The organism is Aureimonas altamirensis, from assembly GCF_001463885.1.
Taxonomy (GTDB): Bacteria; Pseudomonadota; Alphaproteobacteria; order Rhizobiales; family Rhizobiaceae; genus Aureimonas; species Aureimonas altamirensis.
In genome coordinates this window covers 53,733-65,735 of record NZ_BBWQ01000001.1, presented here as the reverse complement: position 1 = coordinate 65,735, position 12,003 = coordinate 53,733, and the positions used below count along the sequence as shown (strand labels likewise).

10 protein-coding genes are annotated in these 12,003 nt (G+C 67.7%); 7 read left to right on the top strand and 3 right to left on the bottom strand.

Annotated features, from left to right (window positions below; all coding sequences use genetic code 11):
• Positions 1–6 precede the first annotated feature (6 nt).
• The 4 genes from AUL31_RS00295 to AUL31_RS00280 are packed head-to-tail and all read left to right on the top strand — an operon-like array spanning position 7 to position 6,905.
• The gene (locus tag AUL31_RS00295) at positions 7–918 is read left to right on the top strand and encodes a DUF58 domain-containing protein (protein ID WP_060599854.1); all 912 of its coding nucleotides are present in this window, start codon (positions 7–9) and stop codon (positions 916–918) included.
• A complete protein-coding gene (locus tag AUL31_RS00290) occupies positions 919–3,765 on the top strand; it encodes a DUF4159 domain-containing protein (protein ID WP_060599852.1) in 2,847 nt (948 codons plus the stop codon).
• Positions 3,762–5,843 carry a hypothetical protein gene (locus AUL31_RS00285; protein ID WP_060599850.1) on the top strand — a complete coding sequence of 694 codons (2,082 nt, stop codon included), beginning with the start codon at positions 3,762–3,764 and terminating at the stop codon, positions 5,841–5,843. Before AUL31_RS00290 ends, AUL31_RS00285 begins: the two co-directional genes overlap by 4 nt.
• A 33-nt stretch (positions 5,844–5,876) precedes the next feature.
• Positions 5,877–6,905: a patatin-like phospholipase family protein gene (locus AUL31_RS00280; RefSeq protein ID WP_060599848.1), complete on the top strand. Its 1,029-nt coding sequence runs from the start codon at positions 5,877–5,879 to the stop codon at positions 6,903–6,905.
• On the opposite strand, the gene AUL31_RS00275 is transcribed toward AUL31_RS00280, so the two are convergent.
• Entirely contained in the window at positions 6,898–7,413 is a 516-nt protein-coding gene (locus AUL31_RS00275; protein WP_060600450.1) for a GNAT family N-acetyltransferase, read from the bottom strand. The two genes, AUL31_RS00280 and AUL31_RS00275, sit on opposite strands and share 8 nt — an antisense overlap.
• 215 nt (positions 7,414–7,628) lie before the next feature.
• Between AUL31_RS00275 and AUL31_RS00270 the strand changes: the two genes are divergently transcribed.
• Positions 7,629–8,630, top strand: coding sequence for a glutathione S-transferase family protein (locus AUL31_RS00270; RefSeq protein WP_060599846.1), 1,002 nt, complete (start codon positions 7,629–7,631; stop codon positions 8,628–8,630).
• On the opposite strand, the gene AUL31_RS00265 is transcribed toward AUL31_RS00270, so the two are convergent.
• Positions 8,613–9,065 carry an NUDIX domain-containing protein gene (locus AUL31_RS00265; protein WP_060599844.1) on the bottom strand — a complete coding sequence of 151 codons (453 nt, stop codon included), beginning with the start codon at positions 9,063–9,065 and terminating at the stop codon, positions 8,613–8,615. The two genes, AUL31_RS00270 and AUL31_RS00265, sit on opposite strands and share 18 nt — an antisense overlap.
• A gap of 56 nt (positions 9,066–9,121) precedes the next feature.
• Here AUL31_RS00265 and AUL31_RS00260 point away from each other — a divergent pair, with 56 nt between their 5' ends.
• Both AUL31_RS00260 and AUL31_RS00255 read left to right on the top strand, forming a co-directional pair.
• Positions 9,122–10,072 carry a metallophosphoesterase family protein gene (locus AUL31_RS00260; protein WP_060600448.1) on the top strand — a complete coding sequence of 317 codons (951 nt, stop codon included), beginning with the start codon at positions 9,122–9,124 and terminating at the stop codon, positions 10,070–10,072.
• A gap of 84 nt (positions 10,073–10,156) precedes the next feature.
• Positions 10,157–11,353, top strand: coding sequence for a benzoate/H(+) symporter BenE family transporter (locus tag AUL31_RS00255; RefSeq protein ID WP_060599842.1), 1,197 nt, complete (start codon positions 10,157–10,159; stop codon positions 11,351–11,353).
• Here the strand turns inward: AUL31_RS00255 and AUL31_RS00250 are convergent.
• Entirely contained in the window at positions 11,329–11,943 is a 615-nt protein-coding gene (locus AUL31_RS00250; RefSeq protein WP_060599840.1) for a hypothetical protein, read from the bottom strand. The genes AUL31_RS00255 and AUL31_RS00250 overlap by 25 nt on opposite strands.
• Positions 11,944–12,003 lie beyond the last annotated feature (60 nt).

Genomic DNA, 12,003 nt, shown 5'->3' with positions numbered 1-12,003 from the left:
CAGCGCATGGCGGCCATCGGCAAAGCGCACCCTCTGACGGACAGCCAGTCTGCGCTGCTGCGCGCCCGCCAGCGCGCCGCGCTGATGCCGGACCTGTTGGTGGAGGCGCGCCGCATCGTTGCCACCGTCACCGCCGGCTGGCACGGGCGCCGGCGCCGTGGCGCGGGCGAAAACTTCTGGCAGTTCCGCCCCTTCGTAGAGGGCGAGCCGGTATCGCGCATCGATTGGCGCCGCTCTGCGCGCGACGATCATGTCTATCTGCGGGACCGGGAATGGGAAGCCGCGCACACCGTCTGGCTGTGGGCCGATCCATCCCCGTCGATGATGTACCAGTCGCGCACGGCCGCCGTTTCCAAGGAGTCGCGCGCACTCGTGCTCGTGCTCGCGCTGGCCGAGCTTCTGGCCCGCGCCGGCGAGCGGATCGGCTATCCGGGCGTGTTGCAGCCTGTATCGGCACGCAACGCCGCAGAGCGGATCGCGGCGGCCCTGATGACGCATCGCCCGCATGACAGCTTTCCGGACGCCCATTTCCGGCGCTTCAGCGAGATCGTCATCGCCAGTGATTTCCTGGACCCGCTCCCGGACGTCATGGAGCGGATCGACATTCTGGCGCGGCGCGGCATGCGCGGACATCTGATCGAGATCTACGATCCGGCGGAAGAAGACTTCCCCTATGCCGGCCGCACCGAGTTCCGCGATCCCGAAAGCGGCCAACGCCTGACGGCGGGGCGCGCGGAAGCCCTGAAGGAAGAGTATGGGCGGCTGTACACGGCCCGCCGCAGCACCCTGTCCGACCATTGCCGCCGCCTTGGCTGGAGCTTCGTTTCGCACCGCACCGACAGGCTTGCCTCGGAGGCGCTGGTGGCTATCCACGGCCGTCTCGGCGGTCTGCCGCAGACCCAACGATCGGCAGTCTAGATGGGCGGTCTCGCACTCTCATTCGGCGCCCCCCTCGTGCTGTTCGGCCTGGTCGCACTGCCGATCATCTGGTGGCTGCTGCGGCTGACGCCGCCGCAACCGGAAACCGAAGCCTTTCCGCCGTTCCGCATCCTGCAGCGCGTTCTCAAGACCGAGGAGACACCGGCGCGCAGCCCGTGGTGGCTGACCCTCCTGCGGCTGCTGCTGGCGGGGCTCGTCATTCTGGCGCTGGCCGCCCCGGTGCTGAACCCCCGCGAGGCGCTGCTGCGCGGCGAAGGGCCCCTGGGCGTCATGCTCGACAATGGCTGGGCCAGCGCCACCCGCTTCGATGCCATGCGCGACAACGCCGCCGCGCTGGTGCGGGAGGCCGGAGAGGCCGGCCGCCCCGTCTCGCTGGTCCTGACCGCCGAGGACACCTCCGACGACGCGGCCCCGATGGAGGCGGCGACGGCGCTTGAACGCCTTGCGGCCGCCGAAGCGCGCCCTGTTCCTGTGCAACGGCTGGCGGCAGCACAACGCCTGGCAACCGCGCTGCAGGGACAGCCCGGCGTGACGCTGGCGCTCCTGACCGACGGACTCGAAAGCGCGGATCGGGCAGACGCGATGGCGGCGCTGTCCGGCATCGGTGCGGCGCAGGTGCTTGCGTTCCAGGCCGAAACGGGTGGCCTCGTAGGCCTTACGGCAGCCGATAACGCCACCGACGCGCTGACGGTCACGGCCGTCCGCCCGACGGGCGATGCCGTGCCCACCCGCACGCTCCGGGCACTGGATCGCCAATCGCGGGAGATCGGGCGCGCGCCGCTGTCCTTCGATGCCGGCGCAACCGGCACCGTCGCCCGCTTCAATATACCGGTTGAGCTTCGCAACGACGTGGCCCGCATCGAACTGGCCGGAACCATCGATGCCGGCTCGGTCCGGCTGGTGGACGACAGTTTCCAGCGGCGGCGCGTGGGCCTGATATCCGGCGAGCCGCTCGACCTCGCCCAACCGCTTCTGTCGCCGCTCTACTACATAACACGGGCACTCGAGCCCTTTGCCGATCTGGTGCAGGCCGAGAGCGCCGATCTGGCCACCTCGGTGCCGGCCATGGTGCGCGGCAACCCTTCCGTCATCGTGCTGGCCGATATCGGGGTGCTGCCCGCCGCCGCCGAAACGGCGTTGACATCCTATGTCGAGGCCGGGGGAACGCTGCTGCGCTTCGCGGGCCCGCGGCTTGCCGCCTCCACCGCGGACGACCAGCTCGTTCCGGTGCGCCTGCGCGGCGGCGAGCGCCAGTTGGGCGGGGCGCTGTCCTGGTCGGAGCCGCAGGCATTGGCCCCCATGGCGGACGACAGCCCCTTCTCCGACATCGCCATTCCCGACGATGTCACGGTGACGCGGCAGATCCTGGCGGAGCCCTCGGTGGAACTGGCCGACCGCACCTGGGCCAGCCTTGCCGACGGCACGCCCATCGTCACCGCCGCCACGCGTGGCGCGGGACGCATCATCCTGTTCCACACGACGGCCGAGGCCACCTGGTCCAACCTGCCCATATCGGGCGCTTTCGTCGATATGCTCCGCCGCATCGTGATGCTGTCGCGCGCCGGCACGGCGGCGGCCGCCTCCGATGCCCGCGCAGCCTCCTATCCCCCTTATCTCATGCTGGATGCAGACGGCCTTCTGGTGCCGCCGGACAACACCGCCCGCCCGCTGACCGTGTCCGCCGAGGGGCTGCCTGCCGTCACGCGGGAGCATCCGCCCGGGCTCTACGGCTCCGAAGAAGGCTATGTCGCGTTGAACCTCCTCCCGCGTGAGGCGACGCTATCGCCGATCGGCGACCTTGCCGCCGCCGGCCCTGTCGAGGCGCGCGCCTATGGCGGCGCCGACAGCACCAGCCTCACGCCATGGCTGTTCGCCGCGGCGCTGCTTCTGTTCGCGCTGGATGCGCTGGCGCTGATATGGCTGCAGGGCGGCTTGCGCCGCCTGTTCGCGCCCGGGCGCTGGCGCCGCCAGGCGACGTTGCCGCTTATCCTTGCTGCGGCAGTCCTGCTGCTGCCCGCGGTCGGCCACGCACAGCAGGCCGATGATCCGGCACGCGCCGGGCTCGATAGCTACGACGCCGAGGCCGCCATCGCCGCCACGGCCACGACCCACCTTGCCTATGTGCGCACCGGCGATGCGGCGCAGGACGAGATATCGCGGCAAGGCCTGTTCGGCCTTTCGCAGTTCATCGCCGCCAAGACGGCGCTGGAGCCGGGCGAGCCGGTCGAGGTGGATATCGCGACCGACGAGCTCTCTTTCTATCCCATCCTGTACTGGCCGATTTCCGCTTCGGCGCCCATGCCGGCAGAGGAAGCGATCAGCCGGGTCGACGCCTATATGAAGCAGGGCGGCACAGTGCTTTTCGATGTCGAGGACAGCGGCATGAGCGGCCTGTCCGGCACGGCCGTCTCCGACGGGCAGCGCCGCCTGCGCGCCATTCTGGCAGACCTGGACATACCGCCGCTGGAGCCTGTCCCGGCCGACCATGTGCTGACCAAGTCCTTCTACATCATGGACCAGTTCCCCGGCCGTTACACCGCGTCCGACTTGTGGGTGGAAGCGCTGGCGCGCTCTGCCGACGCCGAGACGCGCCCCGCCACGGCCGGCGATGGCGTCTCGTCCATCATGATCACGTCCAACGATTTCGCCAGCGCCTGGGCGGTGGATGATACCGGCCTGTTCGTCTATCCGACCGACACGCCCGACCCGGCGCAGCGCGACTATGCCTACAGGGCCGGCGTCAACATCGTCATGTATGTGCTGACCGGCAACTACAAGGCCGACCAGGTTCATGTGCCGGCGCTTCTGGAAAGGCTCGGACAATGACCTGGGCCCTGAGCTTCTCGCCCTTCTTTTCCTGGACCGTGCTGGCGCTGATCGCGGCGCCGGCCGTGCTGATTGCCCTGCTGCTCATCGCCGGGCGGCTGCGCGGGGCGCTTCTTCGTGTCGCCGCCATCGCGGCGCTGTTGCTGGCGCTCGCCAACCCGGTGCTGCTGCGCGAGGAGCGCGAGCCCCTGCAAAGCGTCGTATCGCTGGTGGTGGATCGCAGCCAGAGCCAATCGATCGGCACGCGCACGCGCGAAACCGACGAAGCCGTTGCGCAACTGCGCGCTCGGCTGGCCGAGTATCCCGAGTTCGATGTGCGTGTCGTAGAGGCCAGCCGCACGGCGGAAAGCAACCAGGATGCCACGACGGCGCTGTTTTCGGCGCTGTCCTCCAGCCTTGCCGACGTTTCGCCCGGGCGGGTCGCCGGCGCCATCATGGTGACCGACGGGCAGGTTCACGACATTCCGGCCAATGCCGGGCAGCTTGGTTTCGACGCCCCGGTGCACGGCCTTGTCACGGGCCGGCCGGACGAGTTCGACCGCCGTATCGAGATCGTCTCGGCGCCGCGCTTCGGCATCGTCGAGCAGCAGCAGACGCTGACCTATCGCGTCGTCGAAGAGGGCGAGAACGCGCCGAGCGCGCCCGTCGACGTGCGCGCCTATCTCAACGGCGATCTGGTCGCCCGCCAGAACGCGGTGCCCGGCCAGGAAACGCAACTGCCGTTCCAGCTACCGCGCGCCGGCCATAATATCGTGGAGCTGGTCGCCGCAGAGCGGCCGGGCGAGATAACCCCCATCAACAACAAGGCCATCGCCGTTGTGGATGGTATCCGCGAAAACCTGCGTGTGCTTCTCGTCTCCGGCGAGCCGCATGCCGGCGAGCGCACATGGCGCAACCTCCTGAAGTCCGATGCGGCGGTGGACCTCGTCCATTTCACCATCCTGCGTCCTCCGGAAAAGCAGGATGGAACGCCCATCGACGAGCTGTCGCTGATCGCCTTCCCGACGCGCGAGCTTTTCGTGGAGCGGATCGACGATTTCGATCTCATCATCTTCGACCGCTACCAGCGGCGCGGCGTCCTGCCGACGCTCTACTACGATTACATCGCGCAATATGTGCGCAACGGCGGCGCCATGCTGATCGCCTCCGGCCCGGAATATGCCGGCCTCGATTCCATCGCCAACTCGCCGCTGGCCAGCGTCCTGCCGGCGCTGCCGGAGGGCTCGGTCGAAACCGAGGCGTTCCGCCCTGTCCTGTCCGAGCTCGGCCGCAAGCACCCCGTCACGCGGGACCTGCCGGGAGCCGCCCAGACGCCCCCGGCCTGGAGCCCCTGGTTCCGCATCGTCGATGTGGGCGAGGTATCGGGCGAAACGGTCATGAACGGTCCGGAGGGCAAGCCGCTGCTGGTGCTCGACCGTGTGGGCGAAGGGCGCGTCGCGCTGCTCCTGTCCGACCAGGGCTGGCTATGGTCGCGCGGGTTCGAGGGCGGTGGCCCGCATGTGCCGCTCTTCCGCAGGCTGGCGCATTGGCTGATGAAGGAGCCGGAGCTGGAAGAAGAGTCGCTCGACGCCGTCGCGCAAGGCAGCACGCTGACCATCACGCGCAACACGATCGGCGACGATCCGGGCCCGGCAACCCTGATCACGCCGTCGGGCGAAGCACGGGCGCTGACGCTTGCGCAGACGGGCGATGGCATCTGGACGGCCGATGTACCGGTAGAGGATCTCGGCCTGTACCAGGTGGCGAACGGCGATCTGCGCGCGCTCGTCAATGTCGGCCCCGCCAATCCGCGCGAGTTCCGCGAGGCCATCTCCACCACCGCCAAGCTGCAGCCTCTGGCCGAAGCCTCGCGCGGGGGCGTCCGGCGGATAGCCGACGCGGATGGCAATGTGACGGTGCCGCGCATCGTTCCGATCACCGGGCGGGCCGATGGCGACGGGCGGGACTGGATCGGCCTGAAAACCACCGATGAAACGGTGCTGCGCGGCGTGGAGCGCACACCGCTCTTCGCCGGGTTCCTGGGGCTCGCCGTCCTGCTTATGGCGCTGTCCGCAACATGGTATCGTGAAGGACGCTAGCCGGTCCGCCCCCGTAACGGGAGAACGCAAGCCATGGTCGACGCTTCTTCCCTCCCTATTTCGCTGGCGCTCCAGGGCGGCGGCGCGCATGGGGCCTTCACCTGGGGCGTACTGGACCATCTGCTGGAAGACGGGCGTTTTCGCTTCAGCGCCGTCAGCGGCACCAGCGCCGGCGCGTTGAATGCGGCCAGCCTCGTTACCGGCCTTGCCGTTGGCGGCGCGCAAGCGGCGCGCGGCAATCTCGAAGCGCTCTGGAAAAGCGTATCGGGCTCGTCGCCGCTCGGCGCGGTGGAGCGGTCCATGCCCTTCCTGCCGCTGCCGACCACCATGGTGCACGGCATGCTGGAACGGGTAAAGGTGCTGGGGCAGATGGTTTCGCCCTACGATCCGACCATGCCGAGCGGCAATCCGCTGCGCCCGGTGCTGGAGCGCACCATCGACTTTCCGCTGCTGCAGGGCCCCGAAATCATCCCCACCTTCGTTTCGGCAACGCGCGTGGACACCGGCTCGGCGCGTGTCTTCACCGGGGCTGAACTGACGGTCGACGCGCTGCTCGCCTCGGCCTGCCTGCCCAACCTGTTCCGCGCTGTCGAAATCGACGGCATCTCCTATTGGGATGGCGGCTATATGGGAAACCCGACGCTGACGCCGCTGTTTTCGGAAGCGTTCGCGGCCGACATCCTGATCGTGCAGGTCACCCCGTTCCAGCGGCAGGAGGTGCCGCAGGGGGTGGCCGACATCCTGTCGCGCGTGACGGAGATCACCTTCAACTCCAGCCTGCTGCGGGACCTGCGGACGCTGACCGAAATCCAGAAGCTGCTGCGCGGCGCAGAGGAGACCAACCCGGCCCTGCGTCGCATCGCGCGTTTGCGGCTGCACATGATCGCCGCCAGTCAGGACGTTGCCGAACGGTCGACCGCCGCCAAGCTGGATACGCGCTGGTCCGAACTGTCGGCATTGGCCGAGGCCGGCAGGCGGGCCGCCGGCGAGTGGCTGGCCGCGCATGGCGACGACATCGGACATCGGTCCACCGTGGGGCCGATGCTGGAGCCCTTCATCTGAAGCGGGCCGTCACCTTGCCTTCGAGCGTGCCCACCGCCCCGCCATCGAGCGGCAGGACCAGCACCCGCATGGGGTCGACAGGCCCCGGCATGACAATGCTGCCGGGCCTGGTCGGCTCGTAGCCGAGCGGCATGTAATAGCCCCTGTCGCCCACCAGGAATATGAACGCCTCGCCGGCATTGCGGGCGGCATCCGCCGCCATATGCATCAAGGACTTGCCGACGCCCATGCCCTTGTATGCCGGGCGGACGGCAAGCGGGCCGAGCATGAGGGCCGGCGTCGTGCCGACCAGCACCGGCGTCTGACGGACCGATCCGATGACCTGCCCGTGCAGGCAAGCGACGAAGGAAAGCTCAGGGGCGTGGGACGCCATCTCCCGCACGCGCGCGGCGGCGCGGGCAAAGCGCCCGGGGCCGAAGGCTTCAGCGGAAATGTCCTCTATGCAGGCGGCATGCAGGGGAAGCTCGTTGCCGAACGTCAGCCCGGTGGAAGAAAGACGGGAAAGCATGGTGATCCAAAACATCTGGCGTGGCCGTGCACGCCAGAGGCCAAAGCCTGCCGGCGCGGTCAGTGTGCGGTCTTGGCCGCTTCCAGGCTTCGTCGTCGCAGCAAACGGAACACCAATTGTCTGTCGTTCGGTTGACGGTGCTTATCATGGTGCCGGGACTGGCGTCTACCGCATTCCTGCTCATATCCCTGTCCTGAACAGGGGAGCGCGCACGCATGGGCATGCTGGTTGACGGCGTCTGGCAGGACGTCTGGTACGACACCAAGAAAACGGGTGGAAGCTTCAAGCGGGAGGCCAGCGTCTTCCGCGACTGGATCACGCCCGATGGCGGGCCGGGTCCACAGGGCCAGCGCGGCTTCCCCGCGGAATCCGGGCGATACCATCTGTATGTATCGCTTGCCTGCCCGTGGGCGCATCGCACACTGATCTTCCGCAAGCTGAAGAAGCTCGACGACGTCATATCTCTGTCCGTCCTCGACTGGCTGATGGCCGAGAACGGTTGGGAGTTTTCGCAAAGGCCGAGCGCCATACCGGACGCCGTCAACGGGGCCGACAAGCTCTATCAGGTCTATCTGAAAGCCGATCCGCAGTTTACCGGCCGCGTCACAGTGCCCGTCCTGTGGGACAAGCAGACGGAAACGATCGTCAGCAACGAATCGTCCGAGATCATCCGGATGTTCAACGACAGCTTCGACGCCTTCGGCGATGCCGGGCTGGATTTCTATCCGCCGGCCCTGCGGGCCGAAATCGATGCCACCAACGATCTTGTCTACGAATCCGTCAATAACGGCGTCTACAAATGCGGCTTCGCGACGACGCAGGAGGCCTATGAGCTTCCCTTCCGGAAATTGTTCGAGGTGCTGGACGCGTTGGAAGACCGCCTCGGACAGCAGCGCTATCTTGTCGGCGACCGGCCGACAGAGGCGGACTGGCGGCTTTTCACGACGCTGATCCGCTTCGATCCCGTCTATGTCGGGCACTTCAAGTGCAATCGCCGGCGCATCGCCGACTATCCCAATCTCTACAACTACATGCTCGAGCTCTATCAATGGCCCGGCGTCGCCGAGACGGTCGATTTCCGGCACATCAAGGGCCACTATTACGAGAGCCACAAGACCATCAACCCGACCGGCATCGTGCCGCTTGGGCCCGAGCAGCATCTCGACACCCCGCATGATCGGGGCCGGCTTGCGGGCGTTTCACCAGTACGGGGCTGAAGGCGCGGCCCCGGCAAGCTCCGCCAGGCGCGCCCGCGTCGCGGGCGTGACGCCGTCGGGTAAGGCCGACAGGGCAAAGAAGCCGCTTTCGGCGATCTCGCGGTCGGCGGCGCGCGGCGCCGTCTGCCGCACGCCATCCGCACGGTAGAAGGCGACATGATCCCTGCGCGAGGCGCGGCGATTGAAGTGCAGCGACACGAGGCGCACCCCGTGCGGGCAATCGATGTTGCCTTCCTCGGCAAGTTCGCGGCGCGCCGCGGCCTCGCAGGTTTCGCCCGGGTCGACGCCCCCGCCGGGAAGATGCCAGCCGGCAACATAGGTATGCCGCACAAGGAAGACGCGCCCCTCTTCATCGAAAGCCGCAACCCGTGTGCCCAGCGTCATCGGCCGCCGCAGCAGGAAAAACAGATGGAACAGCCGTTCGCGAAGTCTCAAGCGCCCGTTACCTCGCGGCTCTTTCCAAAACCGGCTGCCGGTTTACATTGCCGCTGATGTTTCGACTCGCCCATCTTTCCGACATCCATCTCGGCCCCCTGCCCGAAGTCTCGTATCGCGAGCTCGCGTCCAAGCGCATTACCGGTTACATCAACTGGCAGCGCAACCGAAAGCGCGCCATGTTCGGCGATACGCTGCTGAACCTCGTTGCCGACTTGCGCCAGCAGAAGCCCGATCATGTGGCCGTGACCGGCGATCTCGTCAATCTTGCGACCAAGACCGAAGTCGACGGCGCCCGCCTCTGGCTGGAGGATCTGGGCAAGCCCGACTGGGTTTCGCTGGTGCCGGGCAATCACGATGCCTACGTGCCGGGCGCACTCAACCGTGCCTGCCGCGAGTGGGACGGCTACATGACCGGCGATGACGGCCTGTCATTCGACGACCGGCGTTTTCCCTACATGCGGGTGCGCGGCCCCGTCGCCATCATCGGCACATCCAGCGCCGAGGCGACCGCCCCCTTCTTCGCCACCGGCAGTTTCAAGCGCCGGCAGGCATTGCAGACCGCCCGCCTGCTGACGCAAGCCCATGGCCTGGGATTGTTCCGGGTCGTGCTGATCCATCATCCGCCGGTTCCGGGCGCGGCCGCGTGGTCGAAGCGGCTGATCGGCAAGCAATTCTTCTCGCGCGTGATCCACGATGCCGGGGCCGAGCTCGTCCTGCACGGGCACACGCATCTGGATACGCTCTACTGGCTCACCGGTCCGGGCGGGGTGAAGGTTCCGGTCTGCGGTGTTCCGTCGGCAAGCCAAAGCGCCGGCCACGACAAGCCCGCCGCCCGCTACAGCCTGTTCGAGATCGATGGTGGCCCGGGCGAATGGTCGCTCACGCAGCGCGAGCGCGGCTACGGGCAGCACGGCGAGGCCATCGGATGGGTGCGGCAGCGCCGCCTGCTGGGCGATGGCACGACGGCAGAGGCACAGGCAGAAGCGGTCGGCACCGCGCCGTAACCGCGGGGACGGTTTTTCGTTGCGGCGTCCGGTAATGCCGTTCTATGAAGGTTACAGCATCAATATCCGAGGCTGGCGCCGGGCATGCATACCCAATCCGCAAACAAGATCCTGCCGCTGGCCGCCGGGCTTCTGACGGCCGTCATCGCCTTTTCGTCCAGCTTTTCGGTCATCGTCCAGGGGCTGCGCGGCGTCGGCGCCTCACCGGCGCAGGCAGCCTCCGGACTGCTTGCCCTGTCGGTCGTCATGGGGCTGTGCAGCATCGTCTATTCCTGGCGCACGCGCATGCCGATTTCCATCGCCTGGTCGACGCCGGGCGCTGCCTTCCTGGCCATCGCCGGAGTGCCGGAAGGCGGGTTTGCAACGGCCGTCGGCGCTTTCCTCGTTACCGGCGCGCTCATCGTCCTCACCGGGCTCGTGCGCCCCCTCGGCCGCTGGATCACCGCGATTCCCCGCTCGCTGGCCAGCGCCATGCTGGCGGGCATCCTGTTCGATCTGTGCGTCGCTCCGGTTCGCGCCCTGGCCGGAATGCCCGTCCAGACCGGCCTCATCATCGCAACATTCATCCTGGTCGGCCTTTGGCGCCGGATCGCGGCGGTGCCCATCGCGGCGCTGGTGACGATCCTTCTGGTCGTTCTCGGGCCGGGAGCGGCAAGCCTGCCCGGCGGCGCGGACATCGCCGGGGCGGTCTTCACCATCCCGCAGTTTCATCTTTCGGCGGTCATCGGCATCGCCCTGCCGCTTTACGTCATCACCATGGCATCCCAGAACGTGCCCGGCCTCGCGATCATCAAGCTCAACGGCTACGATCCCGCACCCGGGCCCATCTTCGTCACCACCGGTGTGGCAACCATGGTGACAGCGCCATTCGGCGGCTGCGCCATCAATCTGGCGGCGATCACCGCCGCCTTGTGCGCCGGGCCGGAGGCAGGGCCCGACAAGGCGTTGCGGTATCTGTCCGGCATTTCCTCGGGCCTTGCCTATATCGTCTTCGGCCTCGCGGCAGGGTGGATCGTCGCCTTTGCCGAGCATGCCCCTTTGCTGATCGGCGCGATTGCCGGGCTGGCGCTCCTGGGCGCCTTCGCGGCCTCCGTCCAGGGGGCGATGGAAGATGCGGGCGAGCGGGAAGCCGCCGCCATCTGCTTTGTGGTCGCGGCGTCGGGCAGCGCCTTCTTCGGCGTCAGTGCCGCCTTCTGGGGCCTCGTCGCCGGGGCAGCGATCCTGCTGATGAAGCGCGCCGTCTCCGGCGCGGCCGGTTACAGCACCGGCGCGGACAGATAGGTCGACAGTCCCACAAGCGCGCCTGCACCCAGCACGGAACCGATCAGCAGCCAGGCAGCGGCCATCATCAGCCCGGTGCGGTCCTTGGCGGCCGGCGTCGCCATGTCATCCTGCAGATCCGATGCGGCGATGACCAGCTTTCCGCCCTCGCCGCGCGTGGCGACCCTGTCGGAAAGCGCCATGGCGCGATCCCGCTCGACCATGCGCTCGGCTACATATTCGGTGACCGCATCCACCATGCGCTGCACATCGGTGGATTCGGCCAGCGTCACCCGGCCCAGCCGCGTTTCCCGCATGAAGCGATAGGTGACGCGGTCGCGCGCCATGGAAATATGCGCGGTACCGTCCACCCAGTAGCGGGGCTGCGGCCCTTCCGAAAGGGTGAAGTCGAAGAGGTCGTCCGTCGGCGGCACCGCGTCGGCCACTTCGCGCATTTCGTCGGCCAGGCTGCCGAGCCGCGCCTTCTCGGCCTCGCGGATATCGACGACGATGTCCGACCGCTGCGCGGCGGCGATCTTCGCCGCGCGTACGGCGTCCGCCAGTCTGCGCGAGCCCTTGGCAACCGCGATATCGTGTTTCAACTCGGCCATGTCGCAACTCCGATGCATTCCGCATTTCGGAGGGCATTAGACACCGACGCTCGTTAAAAA